We start from the raw sequence: 14,185 nt of genomic DNA on the forward strand, positions 1-14,185 counted from the left end.
AGGGTGTTGATATTTGTAATGTTTTGATATGGTTGAAATTAATCGGTGCCCGTCTGTCCTAAATCACCTAAAATTCATGTATGTGTAAATTTTTTTTAAACAGTAATCTTTACCAAATTACATAAAAAATAATAAAAAAGGACAAAGAAATTGAACCAACTAAGCCTAACTGAAACAATTGAAAAAATAGAATCTCTAATTGATTCTGGTAATGGTGATGCCGGTAGATTATACCACATACTAGAATATGTGAAAAATAGAGAACCATTATATCATTCAGATCAAGTTTATCTGGAAAGTAAACTCAATTCATCATTTTCACTTGAAGATGATTCTCAAAATGAAGACAATGAATTACTGTATAGAATCAAAGATCTTATAGATTCTGGTAATGGTGATCCTGGAAGATTACAACACATTCATGACATGATTGTAAATAACAAATCCTTGTATCAATCTGATATCCGATATTTAGAATCAAAACTCAATTCATCTATTCATTCACAAGAAATACGCCCCAAATTAATTAAAACAACTAACTTGTCTCTTAACTCCCAAGAATTTCCTGATGATCAAAAATCAACAATTCATCCACGTGGAAGTTTACCTAAAGGTTGGAATGCAAATAATTCATCAAAAGAACTTTCTGAAATTAGTTCTGATATTCAACATGAAGAGGATAAAATAAAAAAGCAAGAAAAAATCTCAGATGAACTTAGTAATCAGCGTTCGAAATTAACGCAACTGATTAGTCATAGAAAAGAATATGAGCAAAAAATAACTCAAGAAAAATCTTCTCTGGAATCACAAATTAAAGAAGAGAGAGAAAGGATTGAATCTCAAACAAAACTATCTCAAGAAATTATTTTCCAAAAAGAAGAATTAATCAATGTAAAAAAAGAAAGAGAGAAAATACTAAAACAAATTGATTCTGAAAAAAATAAAATCACAAATGAACTTACAGAACAAAAAAAACAATTGGTTCAAGCTCAAATTGAACAGGAAGAAATTGAAAAACAAGTTAAAACTGAGCAAAAATTATTGGCTAAAATGACAGAAGAGCAAAAATCACGCCTATCTGAACAGGCCATAATTGCTCATGAGATCAAATCAAAACAAGAAGAATTAGAAAAAACAAAGAATGACTATGCTGAAATTGTTTTGCAAGTAAATGAAGAAAAAGCAAAATTTGATGAATCTGAGAAATTAAAAAAATTGATTCAAAAACAAGAAGAGGAATTAATCAAAGCAAAAGAAAGTAGGCTTGATTTAATAAACCACATTTCAAAAGAAAAAGAAATTATAGCCAAAAAGACTCAACAAGAGAAAGAAAAATTAAAATCGCAAATCAAATTAGCTTCACAAATTAAAAAAGAAGAAAAGATTTATGATTCTCTAAAGAAGAAGCATGAAAAAATTGAACACGAAATAAAAAATAAAAACAAAAAATTAAAAAAACAGCAAGAAAAAATCAATAAACAAATTGATGCTAAAACTAAAAAATTAAAATCTATTGAAAAACAGCCTAAATCTTCCGCAAAAAAATCTTTAACAAAAAATTAAAAAAACAGCAAAAATAATTATTTTAGTTTAATTGTAATTTCTTCCCCATTCCCAATTCCTGCTGTTATGGTTATGAGATCCGGATTTGTTCTCAAATAATCTGAAAATTTCTTCATGTCGTCTCTATATTTTTCTGGATAAAGCATATTGTCCGTAATTATTATTCCTTGTAATGAAACCATGGGGAGAATCAAATCAAAATATTCGATGATGTTTTCTTTATCTGCATCAATCAAAACACAATCAAAAAATTCTTTGTATTTTTCTTGTTGACTAAACTTTTTTAGAATATCCATTGCATTTCCCTCTTTGATGATCACTGTATCTTGAATCTCTGCGTTTAGGAAATTTGTTTTGGCTCTTTTAATTTTTGATGGATTGTGCTCAATTGATGTGATATTTCCTGATTGTTCGATAATTGCTTCTGCACACCAAATTGTCGAATATCCTGCTGACATGCCTATTTCAAGCATATTTTTTGCCTTTTTTAGGCGTAAAATCATGTTTAGTAATTCTCCTGTTTCTTTGGTAATTGCAAGCATTCTATCTTCTGGTAATACATTGACTTTTCGAGATTTTTCAAGTGACGATTGAATTTCTAATTCTTCGAGAACCTTTTGAATTGATTCTTTCATGATTTAATATATTCTTAAATGAATTTAACTATAATTCTGCGTGAATTGTTTCTAAAACATTTGATAGCTTATATTTAGTAAAAATATTTTTTAATTTACATGGTATCTGCAAAAAAAACTGATCTTTTAGACATTGTTCAGAAAATATTGAACTTGGACCCAAAAATGAGGTTTGCAGCTATAATTGATCCAAAGGGTAACATCAGAGAAGCAATCATGAAGACTGGTAAAACTAATTTAAAAAATCAAAAAGAAGAAGAGCACTTTTGTCAGCAAGTAGCCCAAAGAAGATCTATGCGAAAAGAATTTGATCGTTCACTAGGCAAAGTTCGTTATGTTCATGTAGAACGAGAAAGAGTCTCTCAAATGGTTATCTATACAAAAAGAAATATTGTATATTTTACAATGGAGCCGGAAATGCCAATTGATACAAAAATTAGATTAATCACACGAATAAAGAAAATTACTTCTGCTCTGTAGATTTTATTCCTTCTCTTATTATCAAACTTATGGCTTTTCACAAATATCTTGGTGATTCTAAAATGTTTGAATATGACAAACATTACAGAGAGTGCCAACAACTAAACAAACCTTTCATAAAGGCAAGAATAAATCCTAATGATGAAAACTATCATGTTCAAATTGATTTGATTACTTGTAATTATGAACTGACAAAAAAAGAACAAGAAGAAATTATCAAACTATTCCGTAATGAGTTGGCGTTTACTAAATCCTCATTTGACTCAACAAAATTTAGTATAGATAAGGAATTGGCATGGTTTGATGGCATCTCTTTAGAACATGTTGATACTTTTTGCAATAATCTATATGATTTGACACAAAAATATCATGATTAAAATCTGATTAAATTTTTAATAATTTTATCTATAACTTGAACTTCGTATCTTCTTTCTTTAATTACGGTTTCATTCCATTTTTTTGCAAATTCTGATTCCTTGTCTAATTTCTCTAGTTCTTCAATGTATTTTATGAGGTGAATTTTGTAGTCTTGGAGTAAGTCCAGGTGCTTATTGTGATTTTTTTCAGTTGGCGTAGCCATTCCATTCACTCTCTTCGATCTCAGGAAACATCTCTTTTATTCGCTTTCTGTCTTTTTCCATTGCGTCAATTCTGTTATCTAGATGATCTTTAATGGCTTGTTCGCTTTCCTGTTCTTTTTCTTTTTGGATATTTGAAATGATTTGTGATAATGACTTGTAATATGCTATATGATCAATTCTGGATCTTTCTGATTTATCTTCTTTTTTTACATCCATGAGAGATTGATATTTTAATTGAAAATAAGTATTTGATGATCTACTTTATGTTTACACTAATATTGAATTTGAATAATCAAACATTATGAAAATTCTAGTTGATGAAAATTTGGATGGTATGGATGAGAGATTAAAAAATTTAGGTTATGATGCCCAAAGTGTAAGAAAACTTCAGTTGGAAGGAAAAAAACTAGGCTCTGACTATTCCATAATTAATTATGCTCGTGAGAATGACATGATAATAGTGACCAAAGATACAGAATTTCGTAAGGCAAGTGAGGAAAATAATTTTCCGTTGATCTTACTTGATGATGAAGAAATTCTTAAAGTCATTGTTGAAAAACTAAAAAATCTCAATTAACATTTTTTGAATCCATTTGTGATATTCTCAAATTTGCAAGTATTTCATTTAAGAAATCCTCTTCTGGTTGATGTGCAATGTCTTCCATAATTAATTTCCAACAATCCCCAATCTTTCTATTAATTTGTGAAAACATCTTATCCTTTTTAAATGCAGGATAGTATGATAACAACTTCAATATCCCATCTGTTGATTGGACAATGTGTATCAAGTGGATGATGGCTCTTAATCTTTCATGAAATGAAAATTTCTCTTCATCTCTTAATTTGCTATAATTTTTAATTTCTTCATATACTGTTTCAATTTCTTGATGTAAATTTTTGAGTTGATTATTTACTGATTCGTATAAATTTATCAATTCATATTCTATATGGGATCTGCTTACAACTTTTTTTTCTATTTCACCTGCTTCTACTAGGGCGCTGATTTCTCTGTAAACTGTTTTTTCATTCCCCATTTTTTTAATCACTCTTTTGGCAAGTTCGGTACCTCGAATTTTTCCATTTTCATTTAGAATTCGAATGATTTCTGTTCTAATGATCTGCGAATTTTTGTCCATAATTTCTCCAAGGATTATTGCTGATATTTTTCTAGTACTGCTTTTTCCCCATTCTCGTTAATCTCTTTTACTAGTAGTTCTAAAATTTCTATTCCTTTTTTAATTGGTTCTTTGCTGATGTTTTTCAAATCTAAATTTTTTTTGAGCACGTTTTTCTCATTGTTGATAAAACTCAGTAAACTAACATTTTCACCCATGTTGAGATTTATGAAAAAATCCACATATTCTGAGGGTGATGTTATTCCCATACCCACAAATTTTCTGTCTTCTATTTGTTTGAACCCAAGCAAACTAGGTTTATTTAGAATTTTTACATTATTCATGTATGGATAGTTGTGATAGACGCGTTCGTGCTTATAAAAATGGAAAAACATTTGATGAATGTAGAGAGATAGCTGAGTCAATGAATCCTGACTTTAAAAAATCCATTGAAGAAAATGGAAGAGTTTTGTGGACTGAAATTTTAGAAAAAGTAGATAATGATGAATTATTATACAAACTCACACTAAAGTATCTGCGACGTGACGGATATGATATTGGTAATCATAAAATTCCTGAAGTCAAGAAATTTACATAGGGTCTATTTTACAACTACCATCAGAATTCTTTAATTTTTTTGCCATTACATATGGTGTTATTATTAAAACTGGAATTGAGATTGCAATGAAAAATGTTTGCATTTGGGCTAATGCTATTGATAGTGCAATCCCACTTGCAGTTCCAATAAATATTGATAAAAATGTCCCTGCACATGTTGGACATGCAATGAATAATCCTGTAGCTGCACCTATGGTGCTCATTCCTCTCCCCTTTTTTGAAATACTATATGCGCTAACAGCAATTGCTGCATTTAACCCTACTAGATATGAAACCATAATTTGTAAGACTAAATTTATTGGAATAATTTGTAATCCTATATGTTCTGTCAAATATATTATAATTTTTGGCATATAGCCTGGACCATCACAGCATGGGGCAATGAATCCTGATGGAATTGTTGCACCATAATGAATCACAAAATTCACTTCTGGTTGATACACTAGAGTGCCTGATATTAGTGAGAAAAATATTCCATATCCAATAAACGTTGCACTGAAAATTTTACGTGATTTTGAATTCCATACCGTTAATGCAATTATTGTTGATAGATCCTTTTGTTTTCCTAAAACCTTACCTTTACAATATCGATACAACCCAATAGCAATTGCACCAAATGATGCAACTAAAGTAATGTAAAATCCATAAGCTATTCTCTGTATTGAATCAATTGCGGCTGGGGTTAGTAATTCTGGATCTTGATATCTTGAATAGAGCAAAAAAAGTATTGCTATCGTAATGAATCCTAATATGATTAGTTTCTTGCCTTTACTTACACTCTTTTCAAACTGATTCTTCATTATCATTAACTCTGATTAATGAGATTAAATTCTATCCAATTTATTCACTAATTCTTAATTGATGTAAAGTCCGGATTGATTGAATTTGGATATGGGTAACCAAAAATGATCTATTAGCTAAGTTTAGGCACAAAAATGTAAATTATTGCAATAATTTCTAATCTGCCAAATATCATTAAAAATCCTAAAACAATTTTTGTTGCAGGATCCGTTTCTAAATCAATTACTCCAGCTGATAATCCGCCTGTAGTGATGACTCCTACAGCTTCAAAGAATGCATCCTGATATGACACTTGTTCACTTTCAGCAAGATGCAGTCCTGCAATTGCTGAAATTATTGGGAATAATGCTAATATGATCAAAGTTGATATGATTTCTTTTTTTGTTTCTACAGGTAATCCTGCTCTTTTTACTTTACTTAGAAAAGATCTAATGTGTCTCAAGTGCATTAGTCTAAAAATCTTTAGACCCCCTGCTGTTGAAAAACCACATCCGCCGATGAACATCAAAATTATTAGTATTGTGTGTGCTCCGCCATTCAATCCTGCAAGACTTTCTTGTTGTAATCCTGCAGTAGTGCTAGCTGAAACTGAATAAAATGCACTTTGTAATGGATCCAATCCACTAATTGATATGAATAAGACAGTTGCACTACCTAAAATTGCAAAATATGTTAATACTTCTTTTCCTAATTTTGGAGACAAGAATTTCTTTCTAACAAATGCATAGTGAAATGTAAATGGCAATGCTCCTAAAATCATTCCACCCATCAGAATAAGATGTTCTTGCCATACTAAATCCTGTAGAATTGTAGATGATGGTAGAAATCCACCTGTTGCAAGCGTGCTCATTGCTAATGAGAAATTGTCTATGATATTGTTTTCTCCAAAAACATACAATAACGATGCAACAATAACTATGTAAATAGAAAATATGATTGTAATTGTAAGAAATAATTCTTTCATATGTAATGTTCGACCTGAAATAAAACCGCGCATTGATTGTAATTTTGACTCTGGATAAAATGCTGTAATTACCAAATAAATGAAACTCATTCCCCCTACTAGCTGAGTATAACTACGGAAAAATGTAAAACTCTGGGAGAGATTCTCTGGCTCTTGAAATAATGAAATTCCTCCCGTTGTGAATCCTGCTGCACTTGAAAAAAATGCATTTGAAAATGCCTCTATACTAGTTTCATGACTTGGTAATACATACAGATAGGGAACTGTTCCAAACAAGGTTAACAAAAATAAACTACAAAATACCAGAATCGATGCCTGTTGAAGATTCAGACTTGATTTTTCTCCATAAGAATTTAGGAAGAACCCTGTTACGAGCAATAGAACTGTTGTAAGGTAAATTCCAGTAGCGATTACTGTATCTTCTAAAATTGTTGCAAGAATAGCCGGAACCAGCAATAGTACTCCTGCAAACTGCAATACGAATCCCAGATTCCCCAAAATTGCTTTTACAGGAGGACTCAAAAGACGAGGCGGTGTACCCGTAGCATCTCGAATCACATTTGCAATCGTTGTTTGAAAGATCATTCCAATTACAAAATTTTTCTTAGATATGACAGGTAATTTTCTAATCCCATTATCTCGCATGATGTGTAATGCATCTTGCAAAGTTGATTTTTCATTAATTGTGATGAGTGGAGTTGTCATGATGTCTTTTAGCCTAGTTGCTTCTGCGTAAACTGTGACATCACTTACTTTTCTTAGAATATCATCGTCTGTAACAATTCCAACTGGTAAGTTATCTGGATCAGTAACGATAATGTCATCTGTTTCATAGTGACGTAGCATTCTAGCTGCTTCTCTGGTTTGAGTTTCCATGCTGAGAATTAAAACATCTTTGTCCATGTATTTTGTAACTGATTTACTTAGAACATATGATACTGCCCGTTCCGGATTTTCCGACATTAAGCTACCCACTGCTACTGATTTTAAATAATTTGGGGTTAGGCACAAATCCTGATCGAATAAAAATAGTTTCTAAATTACCTTTTGAATTTTTGATCTGAAAAATTTGCTATCTTTATAAGCTCTAAACCGATAGTTTATGCGTAATACGATGGAAATTGATCAAGCACAAGAGCCTGATTATGAATCTGTAAAAATTGATTACGTTGGATTCGTTGACCCCTATGCTGTTGAAGGAATGGTTGTCCTAAAAGCTGATAGCGGAAAGGAATTTCATATGAGGGCATTTTCAGGCGAAGTTGCTAGACACATTTCAAGTTTTGGTGATACTGATGGGGAATCTGCACCATCAATTTACAAAATGATTGAGGAGATTTGTGAAGAGAATGAACTGGTTTTAGTCAAAGTAAAAATCTATGAAAGTGGTGAGGTCTTACGAGCAAATCTGTATTTTACGGGCAAAAAAGACCTGGTATTGAGAAATTACCGTGCTTCAGATGCTATGGCCCTAGGAGCATTTTACAACATACCTATTCTTGTTAGAAAAAATCTATTAAAAGAAAGTATGGAGGCATAAATTCTGAAATACTCTATTGATTCGAATAGTTTTTTTCATAGTAAATTTGTAAAATTATGTGAATGAGCAAGAACAATTAATGGATAATTTACTAAATGTTGACCTTGAAATTATTGATGTTGTAAGGGAACTCAGTCAAATAAAATGGGATTCTGATTCATTAAAAGCTCAAGTTGGAGATTTACTCAAAATTCGAGATGAAATGGTACAAAAACTAATGTCTGCAAAAGGTGATGATCATCAATGTGATTGCGGGCATGAACATTCTCATGAGTAACTAAATATCTCCAAAAAAATTCTCTGGGAACATTTTCTTTATTCTTAATAATTCTGAGTGGTAATTTTTAATTTTTATTTCTATCTCGTTTACTTCATTTGGTGTGGCATTTTCTTTTCTTTTATTCAAGACTTTAATTTGATTGGATAGTGTTTTGTACATTATAGAATATTCTGGATATTTTTCAGGTAGTTCTCCCATTAACTAGATTAAATATACATCTCATTAATACTGGTTATGAAATTTTTAATATTTTCCTTGTCTTTCATGTTGATTGGGATGGGCATTGCATTTGCAGATCCGATAACAACAGAAGCATCTTCTGAAATTAAAACCCATTTTGTTGATGAACAAATTATGATTGTGGCTGATATTTCGAATAATCAAGATATCCAACAAAATTTTGCGTATATTACACAAGTAAGCAATGACAATAATGTTGTAATCTCGCTATCTTGGTTAACCGGATCTTTATCTCCTAACCAATTCTTTTCTCCTGCCCAATCCTGGATTCCTAAAGAATCTGGCGTATATCATATCCAAGTTTTTGTTTGGGAAAGCATTGATAACCCTGAAGCATTATCTCCGCCACTATCTATGACTGTTAACGTTCTTGATATGCAATCCTAATTGTTTTCTAAAAATGCTTCATAATTCGGCAAACTCATCATCTATCAGTATAGCTTAGAAGGTTGATTAATCATCAGCAATTTTTAATGTAATTTCTATGCTATATTATTATCCAATTTAAAAAAATCCGAACCTTTTTGATATGATTCAACGTGCTAATCTTGATGGTTAATTTTGAAAAAATCTACCAAAGAGTGGCAAGACAAGTTATCCAAAGATGTCACGGTGCTATCAAAATTACAAAACATGGAAAAATAATTGAAGTTTACGATACAAAACGTCATATTTGGAGTCATGGATTAGCTGGACTAATTATTAAAGAAGAATGTAGGAATGTAAATCTCAAAGAATGGGAATTTTCAAATGTTAGACTTCATATCATTTCTATACTCCTTGAAGATAAAAAAGGACTACTATCTACACGATTGACCCCATCTAAAGGACGAAAGGAACCTACAAAAAAAGCAACACAAAGGATACATACCTCAACTAGAAAACCATCAACTAGAAAACCATCAACTAGAAAACCATCAACTAGAAAACCAATGTAGATAAAAATTGATTATCAATAACCAACCTTTCTAATCAAATATGGTTCTTTTAGCATAATTGTGTCATCTTTAGTTGATGATAATTCTACTTTCTTTAAATTGTGATTTGTTATTACAGTTAATGCTTCACATCTAGTACATAGGATAGTTTTCCCATTTGATCTTTCCTCTCTTACAATATTTTTCTCCAATCTGTCCTCTTTTTGACATGTTGGACAAAGTCTTGGTTCATTTAAAATAGTGATTATCTCTTTGATGAAAATAGTTTTTCCCATATTGATTTACTGATAAATGACCACAAAAGAGTTTGTATTGTTAATTGGCATCAGCAATTCAATTTTGAATGTCAAACCGCTTTAATCATTCAAAATTAGAACGAATGGTATTCTGTATATTCCCAATCTAACCAATTAACAAAATTCTAAAGTTTTCGATGAAAATATATTTTTGTACTTTTTAAAGATATTTTTCTAAAATATCGTTCACTGCTTTTGAATAACTGTATGATGGCGCTTGCTCTTTGATCTTCTTTGCTTGAATCGATCGAATTTTTTTATCAATGTTATCTGAGATCATAATTGTAACTCTTTTTGACATGAATCTATTTTTTGATCATTATATTTTAGGGACATTTTAAATTCCTTATAGTGCTAACTTTGTCTCAATCTGATAATTTAACATGCCTAACTAAAATTTACAATATTTTATTACTTTTATTCAAAATAATCATACTAAATCTTAAATAGTTATTTGTCTTATACTATTTGATGTCGTTAGTTGAAAAATCTGGCGATTAGATTGCGCTGCCCCGCAGAACGTATAAAGGCAATCAAGCGTTTCGACGTTTGACCACGAGAGGGAATCTCTCACAGTTCTGCAGTTAGGGGTTTGCGCCTTTAATTTTTCTTTGTTAAAATTTCTGTTTTAAGACATTGTCTATATTTTATAATATACAAAAATAATTTTGTAAATGAAAATCTATGTGACTATTTCATCTAGACGATTTTCTTCTTGAGCTCGTTTAATTTCCATGGCAATTCTTCTTCCAACACCAAATGTAGTTCCGTATTGATATTTTGTATATGGGCTAGTTGTTGCAACTATTGGATTTCCTGGAACCCTTAATGATACATCATATACTATTAATTCCAAATCTTTTGTAATTACACTTTGAAGTGAAAATGGTCCGATAATCCCAGGTGCATATTCTTTTTTAACAGCTGCTACAAATTTATCTCCCATCTTTATGACTTTTTCAAGTAGGGATTCTCTAATACTTGCAGGTGTATGACCAACTTCAATATTTTGTATATCTACATCAATGTCTAATTGTTGTTTAGCAGGTAATGCATTGTAATCATGAATGTTTGTTTGCAATCTTCTTTCAATTCCAATAAAATCAACTTGATCTGAAATTGGGGTGTGAAAGAAATTGAAATTCATGTATGTTCCAATTGCTAATTCTTCAATGCTTGATTTCTCAAGATCTTTTCTTGAGATTACCCCTTGTTTAATTTTTGATTCAGATTTTTCTACAAAATCTTTGTATGATGAAACTGTAAAGAATGCTCTTTCTAGTGGTCTATTTTTTTCTTGAACTTTGACTATGCATGGTTTGTTAATTTTTTTAGGATCTTTGAATAATTTAGGGTATTTTATTCTGGCTTTTTCTAACAGGTAATACTGTCCTTTTTTTGCTGTTCTCTCTTCTGCTTGGAATAATTTCCTATTCCCGAAAATCGGTACATTAAATGAATTTTCAATTGTTTTGTAACCTAGATAGACTGTAAGTGATCTATGTGGCACAATAATTGTATTTGAATCTCGTAACATTTTCTGATTTTTGGCTGAAGCCATATCTTTGAATTTGTCCAAAACAATTATCTCGTCTGCAATTCTGTCAAATCTTTGATAGGGTCCCTCTCTTCCCTTTTGGCAGAAAACTTTGGTTTGAAAATCTTCATCTTTTGCTCCATCCATTATCTCTAGTGCTGAATGACTTCCTAGAACTCCTATTTTGACATCTGAGTAATTATTGACTATTTTTTTAATCTCAGAACTTTTAATCATATTATGCCTAGATATGGGGAGGTAATATAGCTAATTTTCAAGATCGGTTTAAATCACAAGATTTTTCCTTCACTAATGTCTAATTTCAGACATGTTTTACAATTTTGAACTTCAGATGGCCGGTGTGATATTACTTACTGTCATGACTGTGGGTGGAGTTTCATTATGGATTAAGCGCCGAAAAATGAAAAAAGAATTGGAAGAACTTGCAGAATCTGAAAACCGCCAAAACATCTAGTGCTAAACATCCTTGATTATCTAATACATAAAATACTGTACATTACTAGATACATTGTTGAAATTAGTTATTGGGATTACTGGTAGTACTGGTGTTATCTATGGAATTAGGATGCTAGAAACCCTCAAGAAATTAAACATTGAATCTCACTTGATAATGTCTGAGTGGGCTGAAAAATGTATCTCTATGGAGACTGATCATTCTATTGATTATGTAAAATCCCTTGCGTCTAATATTTCTGATGAGAAAAATATGGCATCAAGTGTTTCAAGTGGAACTCACAGAATTGATGGCATGATTGTGGCTCCTTGTAGTATGAAGACTTTGGCAGCAATTGCTAATGGTTATGATGACACATTAATTGCAAGGGCTGCAGGGGTTACAATAAAAGAATCTCGAAAATTAATTTTGATGGTTAGAGAAACTCCGTTATCTGCAATCCATTTAGAAAACATGTTAAAGCTTTCTAGATTAGGAATTGTAATTTTACCTCCTGTAACTGAATTTTATACAAAACCCAAATCTATTGATGATATTGTAAATCATGGGGTTGGAAAATGCTTGGACCAGTTTAACATAGAGCACAATTTATACCCTCGATGGGGTAGCTTCTAAATTACAATTGCCAAAATTTTCTTTAGAGCGAATAGTTGACGCAAAAAGAGAATCCGTTTTCAAGATTTTTTCTAATTTTGAGGATTTTCCAAAATTATTTCCACAGCACTATCCGTCAATTCGAGTTCGCTCAGTTAGAAATGATGTCTCAGTTGTAGAAGAATATCTGAATCTAGGTGATAAAGAATTTTTAATTATGGCAAAACATGTATCTGATTCTCCAACATTACATGAGGTTTTTATAATTGGCGGAGATGCAAAAGGAAGTATCTTTAAAGAAACATTCCTGGAACTTGAGAATGGAACAAAAGTTATGGTTGAAGTTGATTTGAAGATTAAAGGAAAATTAAATATTTCAAGATTATTTGGAAAAAATACCTTTGAGCAAGATTATGGAAAAATTCTGGATGATTTTGTAAAAATTGCAGAACACTAGTCTGATTTAATTTCTTTGTCTTTGGAGGAATTGTTTACTCCTTCTTTGAATTCTTTAAGATCTTTATCTGCCTCAATTTTGCCTTTTTCAAATTCTCCTTTAGCCTTACCGAAGGTCTTAGCAAGCTCTGGAATCTTCTTTGCACCAAAAATGAATACTACTGCAATAATTATTATAAAGATCCATTCTTGACCTGCAATGAAATTTGATAATCCCATTCCTAACATTGTAATGTTATTTGATTAAATTTGGATTTAAGTGTTCAACTTTTTGCGTTCTTTACGCTCAATAACTACCATGCCTATTCCATAAAGTGCAATCATTGGGCCTGCAATAAACCACATTGTAACACCACTACCATCTGGAGTGATGACAGCTCCAAAGATCACAATTATGACAATTGCATATCTGATATTCTTTCTCCAAAAATTAGAATCAACCATACCTGAAACAGAAATGGCATACATTACTAGTGGAAGCTGAAATGAAAAACCAAATGCCAGTAAAAATTGTAAAACAAATGTAACAAACTCAATAACGTTAAGAAAAGTTACTAGACCTGCTGATTCACCATATCTGTATAAAAAATCCAAAATATATGGGATTACTAAATTATATGAAAAGATACAACCTGTAACAAATAATCCTAGGGCAGGAAGTGTGATGTTTCTGCTTACGTGAATTTCATTTTCTTTTAATGCTGGTTTGATAAATCCTACTAATTCTTTTACAATTACTGGCATTCCAACTACAATTCCTACTAATGCTGCAATGTACACTTGTGCAAAGAAAGCTTGTCCTGGGGCTGTCTGAATTAACTGAACATCTTCTGGGACAAGATTAACTTTCATATGATTTGTAATTTGAGCTGCAATATTGTTTAGGGGTTCGGGTGAAGGGTAGTAGATTGTAATTCCTGCAATTTCAATAGGCTCGGCATGAAAAGTCAAAATGAATGCTGTAATTATACCAATAACTAATACAATCCGAAGTAATCTTTTTCTTAATTCTTCTAGATGCTGATTTATCCCATCCAATTCGGACATCGGATAACTTTGTTTTCTAAACTAT

The 14,185-nt window shown here is 31.2% G+C and carries 25 protein-coding genes; 12 read left to right on the forward strand and 13 right to left on the reverse strand.

The window, feature by feature from the left end; genetic code table 11:
• Nucleotides 1-150: 150 nt before the first annotated feature.
• Entirely contained in the window at nt 151-1,563 is a 1,413-nt protein-coding gene (locus ACW9W3_RS03400) for a hypothetical protein (protein ID WP_457764758.1), read from the forward strand.
• A gap of 17 nt (nt 1,564-1,580) precedes the next feature.
• Here ACW9W3_RS03400 and ACW9W3_RS03405 read toward each other — a convergent pair whose 3' ends face one another.
• A complete protein-coding gene (locus ACW9W3_RS03405; RefSeq protein WP_457764759.1) occupies nt 1,581-2,198 on the reverse strand; it encodes an O-methyltransferase in 618 nt (205 codons plus the stop codon).
• A gap of 99 nt (nt 2,199-2,297) precedes the next feature.
• Here ACW9W3_RS03405 and ACW9W3_RS03410 point away from each other — a divergent pair, with 99 nt between their 5' ends.
• Nucleotides 2,298-2,678, forward strand: a complete 381-nt coding sequence (locus ACW9W3_RS03410) for a DUF6659 family protein (RefSeq protein WP_457764760.1) — start codon at nt 2,298-2,300, stop codon at nt 2,676-2,678.
• 29 nt (nt 2,679-2,707) lie between these two features.
• Entirely contained in the window at nt 2,708-3,055 is a 348-nt protein-coding gene (locus ACW9W3_RS03415) for a hypothetical protein (RefSeq protein WP_457764761.1), read from the forward strand.
• Here the strand turns inward: ACW9W3_RS03415 and ACW9W3_RS03420 are convergent.
• Together ACW9W3_RS03420 and ACW9W3_RS03425 are read right to left on the reverse strand one after the other, a co-directional pair.
• Nucleotides 3,052-3,258, reverse strand: a complete 207-nt coding sequence (locus tag ACW9W3_RS03420; RefSeq protein WP_457764762.1) for a hypothetical protein — start codon at nt 3,256-3,258, stop codon at nt 3,052-3,054. The two genes, ACW9W3_RS03415 and ACW9W3_RS03420, sit on opposite strands and share 4 nt — an antisense overlap.
• Entirely contained in the window at nt 3,242-3,475 is a 234-nt protein-coding gene (locus ACW9W3_RS03425) for a hypothetical protein (protein ID WP_457764763.1), read from the reverse strand. The genes ACW9W3_RS03420 and ACW9W3_RS03425 overlap by 17 nt, the downstream gene beginning before the upstream one ends.
• 85 nt (nt 3,476-3,560) lie before the next feature.
• Between ACW9W3_RS03425 and ACW9W3_RS03430 the strand changes: the two genes are divergently transcribed.
• Complete coding sequence (locus ACW9W3_RS03430) at nt 3,561-3,836, forward strand: DUF5615 family PIN-like protein (protein ID WP_457764764.1); 276 nt, start codon at nt 3,561-3,563, stop codon at nt 3,834-3,836.
• Here ACW9W3_RS03430 and ACW9W3_RS03435 read toward each other — a convergent pair.
• Together ACW9W3_RS03435 and ACW9W3_RS03440 are read right to left on the reverse strand one after the other, a co-directional pair.
• The gene (locus ACW9W3_RS03435; protein ID WP_457764765.1) at nt 3,829-4,395 is read right to left on the reverse strand and encodes a hypothetical protein; all 567 of its coding nucleotides are present in this window, start codon (nt 4,393-4,395) and stop codon (nt 3,829-3,831) included. The two genes, ACW9W3_RS03430 and ACW9W3_RS03435, sit on opposite strands and share 8 nt — an antisense overlap.
• Before the next feature lie 14 nt (nt 4,396-4,409).
• Nucleotides 4,410-4,718 (reverse strand): hypothetical protein, encoded by a 309-nt coding sequence (locus tag ACW9W3_RS03440; RefSeq protein ID WP_457764766.1) that lies wholly within the window; start codon nt 4,716-4,718, stop codon nt 4,410-4,412.
• A gap of 2 nt (nt 4,719-4,720) precedes the next feature.
• Between ACW9W3_RS03440 and ACW9W3_RS03445 the strand changes: the two genes are divergently transcribed.
• On the forward strand, nt 4,721-4,972 hold the full coding sequence (locus tag ACW9W3_RS03445) for a hypothetical protein (protein WP_457764767.1): 252 nt from the start codon (nt 4,721-4,723) through the stop codon (nt 4,970-4,972).
• Here ACW9W3_RS03445 and ACW9W3_RS03450 read toward each other — a convergent pair.
• A complete protein-coding gene (locus ACW9W3_RS03450; protein ID WP_457764768.1) occupies nt 4,965-5,792 on the reverse strand; it encodes a hypothetical protein in 828 nt (275 codons plus the stop codon). The genes ACW9W3_RS03445 and ACW9W3_RS03450 overlap by 8 nt on opposite strands.
• A 113-nt stretch (nt 5,793-5,905) precedes the next feature.
• A complete protein-coding gene (locus ACW9W3_RS03455) occupies nt 5,906-7,720 on the reverse strand; it encodes a potassium transporter TrkG (protein WP_457764769.1) in 1,815 nt (604 codons plus the stop codon).
• Between the two features lie 151 nt (nt 7,721-7,871).
• Between ACW9W3_RS03455 and ACW9W3_RS03460 the strand changes: the two genes are divergently transcribed.
• Entirely contained in the window at nt 7,872-8,297 is a 426-nt protein-coding gene (locus tag ACW9W3_RS03460; RefSeq protein WP_182128700.1) for a bifunctional nuclease family protein, read from the forward strand.
• 58 nt (nt 8,298-8,355) lie between these two features.
• Nucleotides 8,356-8,574, forward strand: coding sequence for a hypothetical protein (locus tag ACW9W3_RS03465; protein WP_457764770.1), 219 nt, complete (start codon nt 8,356-8,358; stop codon nt 8,572-8,574).
• Here ACW9W3_RS03465 and ACW9W3_RS03470 read toward each other — a convergent pair whose 3' ends face one another.
• On the reverse strand, nt 8,575-8,775 hold the full coding sequence (locus ACW9W3_RS03470; protein ID WP_457764771.1) for a hypothetical protein: 201 nt from the start codon (nt 8,773-8,775) through the stop codon (nt 8,575-8,577).
• 36 nt (nt 8,776-8,811) lie between these two features.
• Here ACW9W3_RS03470 and ACW9W3_RS03475 point away from each other — a divergent pair, with 36 nt between their 5' ends.
• Nucleotides 8,812-9,204, forward strand: coding sequence for a hypothetical protein (locus ACW9W3_RS03475; protein WP_457764772.1), 393 nt, complete (start codon nt 8,812-8,814; stop codon nt 9,202-9,204).
• A gap of 164 nt (nt 9,205-9,368) precedes the next feature.
• The gene (locus tag ACW9W3_RS03480; RefSeq protein WP_457764773.1) at nt 9,369-9,755 is read left to right on the forward strand and encodes a hypothetical protein; all 387 of its coding nucleotides are present in this window, start codon (nt 9,369-9,371) and stop codon (nt 9,753-9,755) included.
• Between the two features lie 14 nt (nt 9,756-9,769).
• On the opposite strand, the gene ACW9W3_RS03485 is transcribed toward ACW9W3_RS03480, so the two are convergent.
• From ACW9W3_RS03485 to ACW9W3_RS03495, 3 genes are all read right to left on the reverse strand, one after another.
• Nucleotides 9,770-10,030, reverse strand: a complete 261-nt coding sequence (locus ACW9W3_RS03485; protein WP_457764774.1) for a hypothetical protein — start codon at nt 10,028-10,030, stop codon at nt 9,770-9,772.
• A 181-nt stretch (nt 10,031-10,211) separates the two neighbouring features.
• Nucleotides 10,212-10,352 (reverse strand): hypothetical protein, encoded by a 141-nt coding sequence (locus ACW9W3_RS03490; protein ID WP_457764775.1) that lies wholly within the window; start codon nt 10,350-10,352, stop codon nt 10,212-10,214.
• A 381-nt stretch (nt 10,353-10,733) separates the two neighbouring features.
• The gene (locus ACW9W3_RS03495; protein WP_457764776.1) at nt 10,734-11,825 is read right to left on the reverse strand and encodes a DUF1297 domain-containing protein; all 1,092 of its coding nucleotides are present in this window, start codon (nt 11,823-11,825) and stop codon (nt 10,734-10,736) included.
• Between the two features lie 91 nt (nt 11,826-11,916).
• Between ACW9W3_RS03495 and ACW9W3_RS03500 the strand changes: the two genes are divergently transcribed.
• Genes ACW9W3_RS03500 through ACW9W3_RS03510 form a run of 3 tightly spaced genes read left to right on the forward strand, consistent with a single transcriptional unit; the run spans nt 11,917 to nt 13,114 of the window.
• Nucleotides 11,917-12,063, forward strand: a complete 147-nt coding sequence (locus ACW9W3_RS03500; protein WP_457764777.1) for a hypothetical protein — start codon at nt 11,917-11,919, stop codon at nt 12,061-12,063.
• A 57-nt stretch (nt 12,064-12,120) separates the two neighbouring features.
• Nucleotides 12,121-12,678: a UbiX family flavin prenyltransferase gene (locus ACW9W3_RS03505; RefSeq protein ID WP_457764778.1), complete on the forward strand. Its 558-nt coding sequence runs from the start codon at nt 12,121-12,123 to the stop codon at nt 12,676-12,678.
• 7 nt (nt 12,679-12,685) lie between these two features.
• Nucleotides 12,686-13,114 carry an SRPBCC family protein gene (locus ACW9W3_RS03510; RefSeq protein ID WP_457764779.1) on the forward strand — a complete coding sequence of 143 codons (429 nt, stop codon included), beginning with the start codon at nt 12,686-12,688 and terminating at the stop codon, nt 13,112-13,114.
• Here the strand turns inward: ACW9W3_RS03510 and ACW9W3_RS03515 are convergent.
• Nucleotides 13,111-13,341, reverse strand: a complete 231-nt coding sequence (locus ACW9W3_RS03515; RefSeq protein ID WP_457764780.1) for a Sec-independent protein translocase subunit TatA/TatB — start codon at nt 13,339-13,341, stop codon at nt 13,111-13,113. The two genes, ACW9W3_RS03510 and ACW9W3_RS03515, sit on opposite strands and share 4 nt — an antisense overlap.
• A 27-nt stretch (nt 13,342-13,368) precedes the next feature.
• Nucleotides 13,369-14,160 carry a twin-arginine translocase subunit TatC gene (tatC, locus tag ACW9W3_RS03520; RefSeq protein ID WP_457764781.1) on the reverse strand — a complete coding sequence of 264 codons (792 nt, stop codon included), beginning with the start codon at nt 14,158-14,160 and terminating at the stop codon, nt 13,369-13,371.
• Nucleotides 14,161-14,185: the final 25 nt, after the last annotated feature.

The sequence above is a fragment of the Candidatus Nitrosopumilus sp. bin_68KS genome, assembly GCF_054095825.1.